The organism is Haoranjiania flava, from assembly GCF_025631005.1.
Taxonomy (GTDB): domain Bacteria; phylum Bacteroidota; class Bacteroidia; order Chitinophagales; family Chitinophagaceae; genus Haoranjiania; species Haoranjiania flava.
Map to the genome: position 1 here is coordinate 112651 of NZ_JAOTPL010000005.1, position 16933 is coordinate 129583.

A 16933-nucleotide genomic window follows, 5' to 3' on the forward strand; every position below is an offset into this window, starting at 1 on the left:
ATCCGTCAGTCTTCTACGTACACCCGCTTTACGCGCCGGCCGATACCGGTGAGTATTTCATAAGTATTGGTTTCACACCAGGAAGCTAATTTTTCTATGGGCAGGTTGCTGCCGAATATTTCTACCACATCGCCTTCGTGCACATTATCAATACCGGTGATGTCTACCATAGTCATATCCATGCACACAATGCCTACCACCGGCGCCAGTTTGCCGTTGATAAAGACTGCGCCAGTGCCGTTGCTCATTTTGCGTTTAAAACCATCTGCGTAGCCTATGCGTATGGTTGCTATCACGGAGTCGCGCTGTAAGATCCCTTTGCGGTTGTAACCTACGCTTTCATTGGCTTTTAGGTGCCTTATCTGCGCAATGGTGGTCTTTAGAGCAATGGCAGGTTCCAGCAGCAGCTTCTTATTGTTGGTGCTGTCAATTCCATACAAGCCGATGCCCAGGCGCACCATGTCCATCTGCAGCTCCGGGTGTTGTATTATGCCGGCTGAGTTTGAGATATGCCTGAGGAAAGTATAGCCGGTATTTTGCTGAATCAGATCAGCACATTCGTTTAGCAGCGCAGCCTGCTGTGCCGTAAAAGCATCTTCCTGCTCATCTTCACTGGCTACCAGGTGGCTGAAAACAGATTTGATAACTACTTCCCTGCCTGCATTCAATATGGCTGTGATCCGCCCTATATCTTGCTTTTCAAAGCCGAGCCGGTGCATGCCTGTATCAATTTTTATGTGTACAGGATATTGTTGAAGGCCTTCGCGCCTGAGAAAGCTAATGAAAGAGTCAAGTATCTTAAAAGAATAGATCTCAGGTTCAAGATTGTAAGTCACTATTTTTTGAAAGGCATCTTCATCATCATCAATGTTCATGATCATTACAGGCAAGTGGATACCTGCATCGCGCAGCTCTACCGCTTCATCGGTGTATGCTACCGTAAGATAGTCTACATGGTTGTATTGCAGCAGGCTCGCTACTTCCAGGCTGCCGCTGCCATAGCCAAACGCTTTGACCATAGCCATCAGCCGGGTGCCTGCGGACAGGTTTTCTTTATAGGCCTTCAGGTTGTGCGCGATGGCTGAAAGATTTACTTCCAGGAAGGTGGAATGTATTTTCTTTTCAAAAAGCGGTACAATAGTTTCAAATAAAAAACTTCTTGCACCCTTGATCAGGATGGCCTCGTTTGCGTAAGCCTGTGAATTAAAATGATTGGTAAAGTCTTTGGCAGAAGTGTAAAATGTGGTTAAGTTCAATGCATCCTGCACTATATTTTTACGGCTCTGCCATTCCTGGCCTATGGCTATGAAACGGTTGATATGCCTTGCTTTCAGCATTTCTGTTACAGCGGTATAATCGCTATCCGCGGCATCCGGAATGTCGGAAAGTATAACTGTTTTGGTCAATGGCTGCTTTGATAAAAAGTCCAGCGCAATAGAAAGAGACTGCAGATCAAAACTGTAACTGTCGTTGATAAAAATGCAATTGTTGATACCGGGTAAAACCTGCATGCGCATCTCAACCGGCTGCAACAACAATATTCTTTCGATGATCTTGCCAACCGGTAAGCCAAAGTTCAGCGCTACAGCAATGCACATCAAGGCATTGTGCAAAGAGGCGTCATCGGTAAAGGGAATGTGTATTTTAAAACATGCATTTTGGTATACAAGAGCTATTTCAGTAAAACTATCCTGCTGTTTTATTTCTTTTACCCGAAGTGTACAGCTCGCTTTTGTACCGATGGAAAATATTTCGCAGGTTAGTGTTTCAGCCAGCATAGTGCTTGCCAGTGCATCATCTGTATGTGCAAAAACTATACGGCATTGCCTGAATAATCTGAGCTTTTCTGATAACTTTTCTTTTTTTGAGCTAAAATTATTTTCATGCGCTTCGCCGATATTAGTAAGTATGCCGATAGTGGGGTAGATAATTTTTTCAAGCTTATCCATCTCTTCTTTTTTTGAAATGCCTGCTTCTATAATTGCAAGGTCATTTTCGGAATTCATTTCCCATACGCTTAGCGGCACGCCGATCTGGGAGTTGTAGCTGCGCGGGCTTCTTACAATATCATAATCTTCAGAAAGCAGGGTGTAGAGCCATTCTTTCACAATGGTCTTGCCATTACTGCCGGTAATGCCTATTACCGGATAGCGGAATGATTGCCTGTGTTGTGCCGCTATTTTTTGCAAAGCATCTAAAGTATTGTCAACAAAAAGTACATTGGCACCTGGCAGGTTGGCGGTATAATTTTTTTCAACAATAAAGTTTCTTACACCCAGCTGATACACATCTTCCACAAAATTGTGGCCGTCCCTGTTTGCTGTGTGCAAAGCAAAGAATAAAGATTCGTGCGGGAAGGATATGCGCCGGCTGTCGGTAGATAAATGTTTAATAATATTATTGGTATGCATGATCGCTCTGCAGCCAAGCATTTCCTTTATCTGTTGAATTGAATACATAACCTTTTCTTGAGGCGTAAAGGTACAATTCAGAAAGAGAAAAGCGCTATAAAAACTTACAGCGCTTTGATCTTAACAGGTCACTTTACCTTTATACGCAAACCTGCTGAATGGCTTGTAAACTCAGGCGCATACATGCATTGAATGCTGGCAGTGCCCACGGAATAATCTCCGGAGTGTGTGATGTGTAATGGGTAATCAAATACGTACGTGCCTTTGCGCAGGTAGCTGATAAAGAAGTTGCTGGAAGCATCTTTGGTAGCTTCGTAGTAGCCAAGCCCGTCCTGCCATTTGTAACCGCTCAATACATTCACAGGCTCCATAGAAGCTGCACGCATATCTTTCAGGTGCAGGTATTCCATATCCCTGTCTGATTTTAATTCTACTCTTACCACAACCTTGTCGCCAATATTCAATACATCTCCGTTATTTACAGGCAGTAGTTTTTTGCCGGCGCCTGTATTTTTTTCTATGAACAGTTGCTTCTTTAAAGAGAGCGGCGTGGCTGCGGGTGTGATCTTATCCATCTCTTCAAAGTATTGCCAGTACACGCTGCCATAAGCCGGCGTACGATTAACATTGTTTTTATCGTTGGAAGAAGTTGTCACTTTTATATCCGCCATATCCCTGCCGGCCTGCTGTTGTGTAAATGTTTGTTTTACATATCCTGCACCTGCCTGTCCTTTCTCTGTGGAGATAGTTGTATTATTGCCCAACTGTATCACTACATTTTTGCTGCTGCCGATAAGGTTATTTACCTTTAGTAGGGCGTAACACGCATCGGCAGTGGCTTTGGTGGTACGCCAGTTGTTGGTTTGCTTGTTCCTGATCAGCCAGTTCTGCATACCGTTCACAGATTCGCGCAATGGATGGTTGTTTTCACCTTCGGCAATTTCATGGGTTACTTCTATCATCAGCGCCTGTTGTTCTATCGGCACCTGGTACCAGTAATATCCCCACTGCATATCTTTCCAGTAAGTACCCTGCACCTTGTCTTCCACAGCATTTTCCAGCAGCGATTTAAGGATAGTTTCCTTAGCAAAAACTTTTTCATTGTTCCTGTAAAAAATGCCTGCCAGCATGCCTTTGAAGTACGAAGACTGATCAATCCAGTATTTCTTCGCCTGCCCATAGAAGTATTTTTCTGCAGCAGTAGCCGGCTTTTTATCGAAATAGCTGTTGGCAAAAAGATAGTGTATCTGTAAGCCGCTCACATTGTTTTTAGTAAGGTCCTTACTGTATTTTTTCAGATCGTTATAATCTTTGGTAATGGCGTTCCGCAGGTATTGCCGCGCCTTAGCCGTGATCTGGTTCAGCGTGTTCAAACTGTTTGCCGGTACGGCCTCCAGCGTTTTTAACCTGCCAATGCCCGTAAGGATATATTGTGTAATGTACCTGTCTGCATCGCCGCCTTTGAACCAGGGGAAGGAGCCGTCAGCCAATTGCATATCGCTGAGCTGGTTGATGCTTTTATTAATACCTTCGCTCATTTTTGCCAGGTCGAACAACAGGGCAATATTTTTTCTTTGTTCAGTTTCATTTTCTGCCTGTACCAGCCACGGCGTTTCCTGCAGCAGTATTTGTTTCAGTTCCTGGTTTTTCTGCAGGTTACTTTGCAGCGCAGTTGAATCTTTCAGCCATTCATTGAATATTTGTTTAATGCCCGGTTTTGTGTTCACGATATGCGTAGCAAGCGCGTTGGCATAAAAACGGTTAAACACCTGCTCAGCACAATCATACGGATACTCCATGAGGTATGGCAGTGACTGCACGGCATACCAAACCGGGTTGGCAGTAAACTCTACAGTCAACGATTGCGTTTGCAATGTATTGCTGGTATGATTTTTTAATTTGTGGAATGTATAGTTTATTGTGGTATCACCCTGCTGGAACACAGGCATAGCCTCGGTTACAAGCATTTTATTGGTAAGTACGGGAATGATATGTTCTTCGCCGTCGCTGAATTTTCCCGATGTGCCTGCGATCTTTATAAGAATGGGCTCTGTGGCATCAGCAGGAATGGTTACCGGGAATTTCACAGAGGTGCTTTGCCGCGCAGCTGCTTTAAAGTTTACAGGAGTAGTCGGAGCCGTCCACCCGGTGATGGGTTCACGCGTAATGGCATTCAGTATCTGTATTTGTGCAATGCCGTCCAGGTTGTTTTCTGATAGGTTGCTGATTTTGGCGCTAAGCTCTGCCTTGTCGCCCGCACGTAGAAAGCGCGGCATGTTCGGTTGCACCATCATTGTTTTTTGTGAAACAATTTCTTTTTCGCTGTAGGCATGCTGCAGCGTTTTGGTGTATGCCAGGTTCATCCATTTCCATTTAGTCATTGCGTCCGGCATAGTAAATTCAAGCGTGTACGATCCATCTTTACTGGCATATACGTGCGGCAAAAAGAAAGCGGTTTCGTTGAAATTGGTTCGCAAAGGTTGCTGTATAGCGGGCTCTTCTTCTACACTTATAGGAGCTGCATCCGGACTGGCAGCTTGTTGCGCATTATCAGAGGAAATTACATGAATGTCTTTTAAATTTCCAGCGCTTGCGGCATCACCTTTATATCTGGCTTCTAACTGAACAGTTGTAAATTCCTTATCATATTCTTCTTTTACAAGTCCTCTTATCATAATACCACGCCTGTTTTCGTAATTAAGGTTCATAAAATAATATCGGTCAGAAAATATCAGGTGATCATATATTTTTGCTTTTATGCCATAAGAACTATTATAATGGTCTGCATTCGTGAATCCGCTTTGAGCCGTAAACTGCCTGTAGTCTGTATTCCAGGCATGATGCGGTATTTGGGTATTCGTTATAAATGGATTATGCCATTCATGAAGCCTGATTTCATCCAGTGAAGCATCATACATGGAGGAAAGCAGTTCTGCTTCTACATTTTTATTATTTTGGCCGGATATTTTTATCTGCCATTTCTCTTTCGCGCCGGGCTCGGTCTTATCCCTGAATGTAGCATACGCAATTTCCAGATTTTTGGTGCTGTCAGTCACCATCACTGTATTATCAGTGGTATACAGCCGGTTGTGTTTAATAAAGCCATAGACATAACTGGAAGCATTGAGATCGTTGGCAGTAGTGGTCTGTACAATTGTTTTAATCTCGTTATTCAGTTTGAAATCAGAAAATACTATTCCGGATTTTTCCCCGGGCTTAGCAGTTTTTTTTGCCTGCAATATATGTACATCTTCTGCCGCAGTACCTATTTTAAAGATATCCTGCTCCCCGATTTTACCTGCCGATTTTACTTTGCTTACCCACAGGTATTCTTTCTCTGTTAAACGAACGGCATCATCATTATAGATGCGTATATACTTCCTGTTTTCAACATCATTCCCGTTCTTGTCTTTTGCTGTGGCTTCTACCAGGTACCAGGCCGGTGCGAGCTTCGTGTTTCCCAGGCTGAAAGCTTTGTTTTCATTGGCTTCCGCGGTTTTGCTGTAAACTTCTTTAACCTTATTCCAGCTTGCTTTATCGGTTTCATTATCATACTCATCGTGGGGGAAATAGCTCAGGTAGGATTGTTTATCCATCACGAACTGATCCGGACGCTGCCAGTAGCGTTTGCGTATCAGGCGGCCAGGCATTTCCAGCGCATAAATTTTCACGGTAACAGTTGCGGGTACTTCCTGATCAGAAAGGTTTGTAGCTTTTACATTGACAGCTTTAAATTTACCCGCTTCTCCGTTTTCGTCATTTTCAATTTCCAAAATCAGCGACTGGCAGCCAATACTTATTGACGTGTTGGCCTCCCTGGTTTCGCCATTGTTATCGATAATTGCAGCTTCTACCTGGTAGTTAAATATTGGCTTCAGATTTTTATCAATACTCTCGTCAGGCACAGCTTTAAATGTAAAAGAAAATTTTCCGTTGGCATCTGTTGTTACAATCTCATTGTGTATTTGCGCACTGGGCCTATTTGGCATAAAGCCGCGCCATAGCCAGGGATAAGGATAACGTGCTAACCGCGTAACATTAATTTTCACCTGTGCGTTATCAATGGTATTGCCCGCAAATGCTTTGGCTGTGCCGGTTACGGTAATGCTGTCATTCAGCCTGTAATCGGTTTTGAGCGTATCCAGTTCAACGAAGAAAGTAGGGCGTTTATATTCTTCTACATTAAAATGAACAGTGCCGTTAAGTTCTTTCGTGTCGATAAAGAAGCTGCCGGTTAAAACATTCAATGGTAGTTTAAACGAACCGCTGAAACTACTGAATTCATTGGCCTTTACATATACAGAATCTATTATTTTATTGTTTGCGTCGTATAGCCTTACATTAATTTTGCCGGGGGAATTGTACAATTTCTTTTGTTTTGTTTTTTGCTCCAGCGTAGTGAGTATACCTTTAAAATATACAGTCTGCCCCGGCCGATACAAACTTCTGTCTGTGAAGAAATGTGCTTTGGCTTCATCATGTTCAAATTGTCCTGAGCTGATTTCAGGTTCACTTACGCTCTTCTCGTTGCTGTAATAATAGTAGTGCCCGTCAAACTCAATCCTGTCGCCGTCTTTGCTGATATAGCCGCGCCCTGTTGTTTTTAAGGGTGGAGCTTTCGCATAGCCCTTACTGTCTGTTGTTACAGTTGTATAAATAGGCGCTAAGTTTTTCGTGCCCGTTTGAAAGTGAATAACAGCGCCGGGTACAGGCTTTCCGGTTTCCCTGTGCAGTACAAAATAATTGCCTTCATTTTGCACATAGGCAAGATCTGAAACATCAAACAGCCGGGCAGAGAGTTTGCTTTTGATGCTGAAATCAGCATCGTCACTGGTTAAGAGCACATAGCGCCCTATTGGCAATGCATCAATTTTTATTTCGGTAAAGTGGTATTGATAGTCCTGCGGTAACGGCAGCTTTTGCATAAATGACTGCACTATGTTTTTGTTTTTTACAATAGCTTTCCAGAATATGTCGTTGTTGTAAAAATTTTCTTTGGATGTTCTTTCCCATTTTATAACCCGTACAAATAGCTGATCTGTATTTTTATATTTTAGCAGCGCACGCATGGGTTTTCCTGGAACATTGATGTTTTCCGTGGTGATCTCCACAGATTTATTAAGGATATGCTGCCTCAGGTTTTTTAACGCAGCCACTGCACTGGTGCTGTCGTTAGATGGTACAAACTTATTAATGATATCCAAAGCCGTGATGTATTTTAAGCGGTGGGTAGAATCTTTGTACATCTCATATTTTCCCGCCATATCGAAATAATATTGCGCCAGCAGGTAAGCGGCTTCTTTGGTGTATTTATTATCAGGATGTTTTTTGAGAATATTTTCCAGCGCCTGTACATACAACGTATCTTTCCCGGCTGCCGTTGCGTGTTGGTACATCCATGCTATGCGGTTTACATCTGCATCCACAAGGGCAGATGTGGCGTTGTTCGCCAGATAATATTTCAGCAGGTCCTGGAATGTTTCTACTGCTATTTGTTTGGAGGAAAGTGTATCTGCTGTTTGCAGCGGTAATTTTATAAACCGCTCTGCGGGTGAAAAATATTCAGGCTTATTGAGCAGGAATTCATTCTCCGGTTTTATGGCCAGGTCATCATTGTTTTTGTAATAATCCAGCTTGTAATTTACCAGCACATCATACATGGTCAGGCGGAGTCCGGGCGTATTGCCTTTTTCTATTACTGCGCTGTAATCCTTTAGCTGCGCTTGTTTCAGCGCTCCTGCGTTAACGAATATCGTATCAAAGATACCCGCGATGCGTTTGTTAAAATCAGATGCGTTCCAGGTAAGGATGTCCGCTTTGCCTGTGTTTTCTGCCTCTGCGCGCTGACGTATGCGCCAGCCGTTGTTGTTTTTATAATTTATCAGTTGCTGTGCCTGCAAGGCGTACAACAGGCTTTTTGCTACAGGCTCGCGGGTGGTTTTTATTTCATTGCCGATGGCTTGTACGTATTCATTGATCTCCTTGTCGCTGGACTTATCTTCCAGGTTGAATTTGTAGTACAAAGCCTTGATCATTTCACCGGCATCGCCATCTTTTTTTGCACGGTTGTAGATGTTGTTTACAATAACAAGCGCAGATTTAGGCAGTGATTTTTTTATGATCAGGGTATCTGCCTGCTGCCATTCTTTTTTATATTTATTCGTTTGAGCGTTAGAAGCCATGGCTGTAAAAATCAGTAAAGCAAAGAGAATAAGTTTCTGCATAAAGAATTATGTTTATTATAAGATGCAATCAACCTGTAAATTACATAAATGTGTATAATAAATTTAAATGCCGCTGTTAATTTAACGAAGCAAGACTTATTAAGCGGCCACGAATACACGAAAGCGCGAAGGTCTTTTTTGAAGCTTGTGTCTTCTTATGATTATTGTGGTAAAATAAATCCTCCGAAACACAAAGGGCCACAAGGGTTTGCGGAAGGTGCAACAGCGGCCGCGAAGACACGAAAGCGCGAAGGTCTTTTTTGAAGCTTGTGTTTTCTTTATGATTATTGTGGTAAAATAAATCCTCTGAAACACAAGCGCCACAAGGGTTTGCGGAAGGTGCACCAGCGGCCGCGAATACATGAAAGCGCGAAGGTCTTTTTTGAAGCTTGTGTCTTCTTATGATTATTGTGGTAAAATAAATCCTCTGAAATATAAGAGCCACAAGGGTTTGCACAAGGTGCACCAGCGGCCACGAATACACGAAAGCGCGAAGGTCTTTGGCGAAACTTTGAGTCTACATTCTGGTAAAAATAAAAAAGCGCCCGGATAGCCCGGACGCCTTAGTATATTTTGTTTAGCGAGGTGAATAGTCGTCTTCAAAATCGTCTGTTTCTAAAAACAGGTCATCGTCGTTACCGAAAATATCATCGTCTTCAAAGTTGAAATCTTCTTCCCCGTCTCCGCCTTTCTTCTTTCCTTTGGCAGGTTTTTTGGCAGCAGAAGATTTTGATTTCGGAATATCAAATTCATCAAAATCAGGGTCCCATTCTTCTTCATCGTCCACCGCATTCCAGTCGTCGCCTAATTCATCATCTTCAAAATCATCTTCATCCTCTCTATCTTCTTCTTTCGTTTTTTTAGCAGATGCATTCCTGCCCGCTTTTTTGGAAGGTACTATATCTTCATCCAAAAGTTCGTCATCATTTTCATCAAGTTCATCTTCATTTGTTTTCTTCTTAGAAAGAGGAACTTTATCCTGCGTTGTGTCTTTCACTTTCTGTGATTGTTTCTTTATAGGTTTTGCTGCCATAATTCAAAAAATTTCTATTGTAAAAATCTTATGTCTTTTCTAATCAAACAAAATTTTTTACTATAAAATTCAACTCGTTTATAAACTTACAATTTGTTCTCGTCCGGGGCCGTTAGATACGTATTTCACAGGGCATCCCAGGTATTCATTAATAAAATTAATATAATTTTTCATATCTGCGGGCAGGTTTTCGCCGGCGGTAATTACAGAGCTGTTTGTATTCCATCCTTTGAACGATTGGTAGAGCGGCTCTATGTTGTGTCTTTCCATTTGCAGCGGCAATTGCTGCGTGGTTCGGCCGTCTACATTGTACGCTGTGCAGACTTTTAATTCTTCAAAAGAATCAAGCACATCTGCTTTGGTCATGATCACCTGTGTGGCGCCGTTGATCATGCAGGCAAATCTCAGTGCAACGAGGTCTATCCATCCGCAACGGCGAGGGCGGCCTGTTGTAGCTCCGAATTCAGTGCCTATCTCTCTTAGTTTCTCGCCATTCTGGTCAAACAATTCCGTCGGGAACGGCCCGCTGCCTACACGTGTGCAGTAAGATTTGGTGATGCCGTACACTTCTTTGATCTTCTGCGGTGCAATGCCCAGGCCGGTACAAACGCCCGCAGAAATGGTGTTGGAAGAAGTTACAAAGGGGTAGGTGCCAAAATCAATATCCAGCAGCGCTGCCTGAGCGCCTTCTGCCAGTACTTTTTTGCCTTCGGTAATTTTATTGTTGATGAAATACTCACCGTTGATGATGTTGAGCTCACGCAAAAATTCTATTGCTTCAAAGAACTCTTCTTCCCATTGGGAAATGTCTTCATTAAACCCGAAATTATCCAGCAGCCGCTGGTGCTTCATGCGCAGCTTAATGTATTGCGAGGTGAAGTTCCTGTTGAGCAACTCGCCTACGCGCAAAGCGTTCCTGCCCGTTTTATCCATGTATGCAGGTCCTATACCTTTGAGGGTGGACCCGATCTTACCTTCGCCTTTCTGCATCTCGGAAGCCTTGTCCAGAGCGCGGTGTGTAGGAAGGATCAGGTTGGTTCTTTCAGAGATGTAAAGATTTTTCTTCACGTCGATGCCAAAAGAAGCCACATTGTCGCACTCTTTTTTCAGGGTAACAGGGTCAAGCACTACGCCGCCGCCAATGATGTTTATCTTTTCCTGGTGAAAGATGCCAGAAGGGATCTGGTGCAGTACTACTTTTTTATTGTCGACATACAAAGTATGTCCGGCATTGGGGCCGCCCTGAAAGCGGGCAACAATGTCGTAGGCCGGGGCGAAATAATCAACAACCTTTCCTTTGCCTTCATCGCCCCACTGTAAACCCAAAATAACGTCTACCATTTGTGTAAATAAATTATAATTGTAAAAGGCAAATTTAGTTAGTTTCACGCTAAATGTCAAACACATTTGTGCGCATGTTTTCTAAGCGTTCGTGGTATTAAATTAGAGCACTAAGGGGTAAGGTGGTAAGTTTTTATTTGCAGTCAGCTGCGCAGGATCTTTTCCATCTTCTTCCCCTTTGCCAGTTCGTCTGCCAGTTTATCGAGGTAGCGCACCTGGCGGGTTAAATCATCTTCTATTTCTTCGATCCGGTAGCCGCAGATAACGCCTGTAATGAGGTGTGCTTTCGGGTTTAGCTTAGCCTGGCTGAAAAAAGTTTCATAAGTCACCTCATCTTTTATCAGCTGCGCCAGTTTTTTGTTGTCGAATCCGGTGAGCCATTTTATTACCTCATGCAGCTCTTCCTGCGTTCTGCCTTTCTTCTGCACTTTAGCGAGCAGCAGCGGGTAAATCTTTGAGAAAGCCATATTGGCAATGCGTTTGCGGGCGGAGGATGTATTTTGCATATGATGAAAATATAAATTTTTAGTGATTAAATGCGATACGCGGCTTTATTGAGGTTAACTTTTATTCTTCTTTCTTTCTCATCAGCAATGATATGATGATCAGTGTGCCCAATACTGCTGAAATGCAGATTGCGGTTACGTTTCCCTGTGATCAGTTCCAGCCGGTTAAAAACCTTACAGTAACGATTTCTAAAGTGAAGCCTCAACGGTCACCGGTATTTCAAATTTACATTTTGTTTTTCAATTCTGTTTGCCGGGTCTGTTTTAACTTGTATACACAACAACCAGCGCGCTGTTGAGGTAAATGTATTTCCAAGCCAGGATGAATGTACACTGGCGCAAGCGTCCGCTTGTACCGGTAATGCTCGGATAGTCTGATCTTCGATATGTTCTACAGGGCATCAAGAGTGTAGATAAAAATAATTTTTAATCCGTAAAAGTTTTTTGAAGCAAAATTAATGCAAGTGCGATCCCTGCTAATAAACAGTTATTATTTTACACTCAGCAAACCAGTGAAATTTCGTAATTTTAATTATGGAAAGGTGGTTATTGTATTAGAGATTTTAAATCCCCCTATACTGCTTCGCGATTGCAAATCACGAAGAGCAGGGTTAGTTTTATCAATAAATATCAAAACCGATTTACATATTGTATAATAATGAAATATTCAAAGTCTCGTCGTGACAGATTATAAAAGTCAAGGTACATGGTAAAACATTATATAATTTTATTGATATGCTTGTGTATATCAATCTCTATCAGAGCTCAGTTTAATAAGATGTTTTTCAACAGTATAGATAATGATATACTGAGAACAGAAATTGCCAACTACATGAAGAGTAGTGATAGTGTTTTTTCCCAAAGAGCAGAAAAAGCTGTAGTTGTCGTTGTTGATAGTATAACAAATACTGAAATAGTTATAAGCATGCATACGCAAACTCATGGTCCTTTCTTGCTAAAAGAAAACATTCATTTTTTTGCAGTTATTAACAATAGGATTGTGCCTATAATAATTCCACAAATTAACTTCCTATCTCTTCCGCTGAATATTAAAAAGATGTATATCGAAAAAATATTTCCCAAGCAATTTGCATTTTTAAATAGAAGCAAATATGTTAATGGTCTAAAACAAGAGTTAGTGCCAAATTTTGATGAGGATTATATAAGGACGATTTATATACTTAGATAAAGCGAGATGTTGATGAATTAGGTAAATAATAAAGTGTAAGTCTCACACTGGCGCAAGCGTCCGCTTGTGCCGGTAATGGTTTGAATCTGCAACCCGCTCTTCTTGATGTTCCGCAGGGCATCTCTAAGCCTAGATAAAATAGATTGTAATCCGTAAAAGTTTTTGAAACATATTTAATGCAAGTACACCCTGCTAATAAACATTTATTATTTTACACCCACCAACAGTGAAATTTCGTAATTTTAATTATAGAAAGGCGGTTATTATATTAGAGATTTTAAATCCCCCGATACTGCTTCGCGATTGCAATCACGAAGAGCAGGGTAATTCTCTGCTATACACCACCAAATAGTAAGAACTCGTTACAAATTTTAATAGCTACAGGCGCAGGAGCATTAATAGGTGGAGCAACCTATGTTGTAGCTTCCCTACACTGGCACAAGCGGACGCTTGCGCCAGTAATCGGGGTGCCTATTCTTTTATATTGGAACTTTTGGCTTTCAAATTTATCAGCAATTCTTTATCTACCTACACTGGCGCAAGCGTCCGCTTGTGCCGGTAATGCACGGATAGTCCGATCTTCGATATGTTCCGCAGGGCATCTCTAAGCCTAGATAAAATAGATTTTAATCCGTAAAAGTTTTTGAAACATTTTTAATGCAAGTACACCCTGCTAATAAACATTTATTATTTTACACCCACCAACAGTGAAATTTCGTAATTTTAATTATGGAAAGGCGGTTATATTAGAGGTTTTAAATCACCTGATACTGCTTCGCGATTGCAAATCACGAATAGCAGGGTAATCCTCTGCTATACACCACCAAATAGTAAGAACCCGTTACAATTTTTAATAGTCGCAGGCGCAGGGGCATTAATAGGTGCAGCAACCTATGTTGTAGCTTCCCTACACTGGCACAAGCGGACACTTGCGCCAGTAATCGGGGTGCCTATTCATTTTATATTGGAACTTTGGCTTTCAAATTTATCAGCAATTCTTTATCTATTGTATGTAGCTTAGCTAAACGATTCAACCCCGGCACCCACATCTTCAAATGCTACACGACACAGTATAGAACGGTGGTACTATACAAAAAACAATTACCGCAGTAAAGCTGCTGCTTAATCATCGGGGTTTATCATTCCTTCCCAACTTTAGCCAATCCAACCTTGCGGGTGGATCAAATCAAGTATATTTTAAGGCTTCAGCACGCCCAGCTCATTGCCCACCTTAATGAACGCCGCAATGGCTTTGTCCAGGTGGTGTTGCTCGTGGGCGGCGCTGAGCTGTACACGAATGCGGGCCTTGTCTTTGGGCACCACCGGGTAGAAGAAGCCGGTCACGAAGATGCCTTCCTGTTGCAGGGCTGCAGCAAAGTTCTGTGCAATCACAGCATCATAGAGCATTACAGGTACAATGGGGTGTATGCCGGGCTTGATGTCGAAGCCTGCTGCGGTCATCTTTTCGCGGAAGTAGGCGGTGTTGTATTCCAGCTTGTCGCGCAGCTCGGTTGTTTCGCTTAGCATATCCAGGATGGCGATGGAGCCTCCCGTAATGGCCGGGGCCAGGGTGTTGGAGAACAAATAAGGACGGCTGCGCTGGCGCAGCATTTCAATGATCTCTTTCCTGCCGGAGGTGAAGCCGCCGCTTGCGCCTCCAAGGGCTTTGCCCAGTGTGCCGGTAATAATGTCTATCTTACCCATCACGCCGCAATGTTCGTGGGTGCCGCGGCCGGTTTTGCCAAGAAAGCCTGTAGAGTGGCTGTCGTCTACCATAACCACGGCATCGTATTTTTCTGCCAGATCTACAATTTTGTCCAGCTGGGCAATGGTGCCGTCCATAGAGAAGGAGCCGTCGGTAACAATGATGCGGCTGCGCAGGTGAGCGCTGTCCAGCAGCTTGGCTTCCAGGTCTTCCATATCATTGTGCTTATAGCGGTAACGCTGTGCTTTACACAGCCGCACCCCGTCAATGATCGAAGCATGGTTCAGCTCATCGCTGATGATGGCATCTGCTTCGCCAAACAGGGGCTCAAACACACCGCCATTGGCATCGAAGCAGGCAGCATACAAAATGGTATCTTCCGTGCCTAAGAAGGCAGATATTTTTCTTTCCAGTTCTTTGTGTATATCCTGTGTGCCGCAAATGAAGCGCACGCTGGAAAGACCGTAGCCTCTTTCTTCCAGCGTTTTCTGAGAAGCTGCTATAGCCTGCGGGTTATTGGAAAGTCCAAGGTAGTTGTTGGCACAAAAGTTCAGCAGCGTTTGCCCGTTTACCTGTATTTCCGCGCCTTGCGGGCTTTCAATCAATCTTTCTTTCTTAAACAGGCCGGCTTGGGCTATATCTTCCAGCTCTTCGCTGATGCGTTTTACAAAATGCTCATTCATGTATTTCAGATTTAGAATATGTGATAATTGGCTTATAAAAGTAAGTAAATTATTCTGTGGAAAACGCTGTTTCCAGTGCACAATCGTTTTTAACCTAATACTTTTTCCATGGCAATGCCGCGTGAGCCTTTTATCAGGATGTAAGCGTCCTGGAGTTGTTGCGCGCGCAGCCACTTGCCAGCCTCTTCCGGTGTGGGGAAATACAGGAAGTTGTGGCCGGTTTTTGCAAAGTCGCCGCCCACGAGTGCTACGTGCTTCCACTTGTATTGTGCTATCTGGTCCACCAGCTGCTGGTGTTCGGCTATGCTGTCTGCGCCCATTTCTTTCATGGCGCCCAGCACTAATACTTTTCTGCCGGATTCAATGCCGGCCATATTTTCTATGGCTGCCATCATGCTGGAAGGGTTGGCATTGTAGGCGTCAAAGATAATTTTATTGGTTCCCTGCTCCACCAGTTGCGAGCGGCTGTTCGAAGGTGTGTAGCCTGCAATAGCTGCTGCCACTACATCCTGGGGGATGTGAAAATATTTACCGACTGCTGCTGCGCAAAGTATGTTGGGCAGGTTGTAGTCTCCTACCAGTTGCGTTTCTATCATCGGTCCATCTTTGATCTGTACGGCTATATACGGCTTGTTGTGAGCAACGTTGCCGCTTACAAACCCTTTATGAATTCCGTAGGGAATAATTTTTTCAATACCGGCAGACATCTCGTGCAGGTAGTCATAATCATCAAAAATAAAAGCCGTGCCGTTATTGCCGCGAAGAAAATCAAACAATTCCCCTTTGGCTTTCCTTACACCTTCCGGGCTGCCGAAGCCTTCCAGGTGCGCCTTACCGCAGTTGGTAATAATGCCATGCGTGGGCAGTACGTATCTGCAATAGGCTTCTATCTCTTTCAGGTGGTTAGCGCCCATTTCTATTACAGCTATTTCGGCATCTTTTTTAATTTTCAGCAAAGTCAGCGGTATCCCGATGTGGTTGTTGAGGTTGCCCTCAGTAGTATATGTAATATATTTTGAGCTGAGCACGGTATGTATAAGCTCTTTGGTAGTGGTTTTGCCGTTGCTGCCCGTAATGGCTATAAAAGGAATGTCGAAAGTGCGGCGGTGGTGAAGTGCAAGTTCCTGCAGACTGCTCAGCACATCTTCTACCAGTAAAATCCTGTCATGCGGTGCGCCTGTAAGTTCATCAGCTACCACGTAAGCGGCGCCTGCATTCAGTGCATCGTGGGCAAATGCGTTGGCATTGAAGTTTGGCCCCTTCAGGGCAAAGAAAACATCGCCTGGTTGCAACTTTCTGGTATCTGTCTGTACGGTAGGATGCTGCAGGTACACCTGGTATAAATCGCCTGTGGAAATCATATAACAAAAATAGCAATTGATATTGACCAATTGCTGTTTTTAAAGGTGTTTATAAATATTAATTTATCCTGACTGTAATAATATTGTCCCTGCCGCCGCTTTCCTTAATCATAAGGGTGATGTTATAATCCCTGGTGCCCTGCAATTTTCCTGCAATATACTTGGTAGACCCCAGCTCTCTCTGTGAGATCAGGTTGAAACCGGAAATTTTCTCCGAATCAAAAAACGTCTTCAGGGTAATGGAAGCCTGTGAGCGGCTCACACTCCTCATCTCATCCCTTTCAGGCAGTTTAAAATCTATTACATCACTGAAATACCTGCTTATTTTATTTACGTCGGCCTCTTTTAATGCCTGGATGATATCAATATTTACCACGCTGGGTGTGTAAAATGCTGCATCAGTTTCGCTCTTATCATTGACAGCAAGCAGTGGTGTTTGCAGCAAACTAACAAATAATAAAGCCAAAATTATAATTAAGT

Annotated in this window: 9 protein-coding genes; 1 reads left to right on the plus strand and 8 read right to left on the minus strand. The window is 43.1% G+C overall.

All coding sequences use genetic code 11. The annotated features are described in order from the left end of the window. Positions 1–5: 5 nt before the first annotated feature. From OD355_RS05355 to OD355_RS05375, 5 genes are all read right to left on the minus strand, one after another. Positions 6–2459: a bifunctional UDP-N-acetylmuramoyl-tripeptide:D-alanyl-D-alanine ligase/alanine racemase gene (locus OD355_RS05355; protein ID WP_263037430.1), complete on the minus strand. Its 2454-nt coding sequence runs from the start codon at positions 2457–2459 to the stop codon at positions 6–8. 80 nt (positions 2460–2539) lie between these two features. After that, entirely contained in the window at positions 2540–8635 is a 6096-nt protein-coding gene (locus OD355_RS05360) for an alpha-2-macroglobulin family protein (protein ID WP_263037431.1), read from the minus strand. Between the two features lie 577 nt (positions 8636–9212). Further along, complete coding sequence (locus tag OD355_RS05365; RefSeq protein ID WP_263037432.1) at positions 9213–9668, minus strand: hypothetical protein; 456 nt, start codon at positions 9666–9668, stop codon at positions 9213–9215. A gap of 78 nt (positions 9669–9746) precedes the next feature. Then, positions 9747–11057 (minus strand): adenylosuccinate synthase, encoded by a 1311-nt coding sequence (locus OD355_RS05370; protein WP_263037433.1) that lies wholly within the window; start codon positions 11055–11057, stop codon positions 9747–9749. Between the two features lie 95 nt (positions 11058–11152). Further along, positions 11153–11515 (minus strand): DUF2200 domain-containing protein, encoded by a 363-nt coding sequence (locus tag OD355_RS05375; protein ID WP_263037434.1) that lies wholly within the window; start codon positions 11513–11515, stop codon positions 11153–11155. 832 nt (positions 11516–12347) lie between these two features. Between OD355_RS05375 and OD355_RS05380 the strand changes: the two genes are divergently transcribed. Further along, complete coding sequence (locus OD355_RS05380; RefSeq protein WP_263037435.1) at positions 12348–12704, plus strand: hypothetical protein; 357 nt, start codon at positions 12348–12350, stop codon at positions 12702–12704. Between the two features lie 1197 nt (positions 12705–13901). On the opposite strand, the gene kbl is transcribed toward OD355_RS05380, so the two are convergent. From kbl to OD355_RS05395, 3 genes are all read right to left on the minus strand, one after another. Then, entirely contained in the window at positions 13902–15092 is a 1191-nt protein-coding gene (gene kbl, locus OD355_RS05385; protein ID WP_263037436.1) for a glycine C-acetyltransferase, read from the minus strand. 89 nt (positions 15093–15181) lie between these two features. Next, positions 15182–16453, minus strand: coding sequence for a UDP-N-acetylmuramoyl-tripeptide--D-alanyl-D-alanine ligase (locus tag OD355_RS05390; protein ID WP_263037437.1), 1272 nt, complete (start codon positions 16451–16453; stop codon positions 15182–15184). A 58-nt stretch (positions 16454–16511) separates the two neighbouring features. After that, a complete protein-coding gene (locus OD355_RS05395) occupies positions 16512–16919 on the minus strand; it encodes a DUF4783 domain-containing protein (protein WP_263037438.1) in 408 nt (135 codons plus the stop codon). Positions 16920–16933 lie beyond the last annotated feature (14 nt).

Bases quoted from the DNA above. Each gene is read 5' to 3' on its own strand.
- OD355_RS05355 (WP_263037430.1), bottom strand. From the start codon at position 2,459: ATGTATTCAATTCAACAGATAAAGGAAATGCTTGGCTGCAGAGCGATC.
- OD355_RS05360 (WP_263037431.1), bottom strand. From the start codon at position 8,635: ATGCAGAAACTTATTCTCTTTGCTTTACTGATTTTTACAGCCATGGCT.
- OD355_RS05365 (WP_263037432.1), bottom strand. From the start codon at position 9,668: ATGGCAGCAAAACCTATAAAGAAACAATCACAGAAAGTGAAAGACACA.
- OD355_RS05375 (WP_263037434.1), bottom strand. From the start codon at position 11,515: ATGCAAAATACATCCTCCGCCCGCAAACGCATTGCCAATATGGCTTTC.
- OD355_RS05380 (WP_263037435.1), top strand. From the start codon at position 12,348: ATGAAGAGTAGTGATAGTGTTTTTTCCCAAAGAGCAGAAAAAGCTGTA.
- kbl (WP_263037436.1), bottom strand. From the start codon at position 15,092: ATGAATGAGCATTTTGTAAAACGCATCAGCGAAGAGCTGGAAGATATA.
- OD355_RS05390 (WP_263037437.1), bottom strand. From the start codon at position 16,453: ATGATTTCCACAGGCGATTTATACCAGGTGTACCTGCAGCATCCTACC.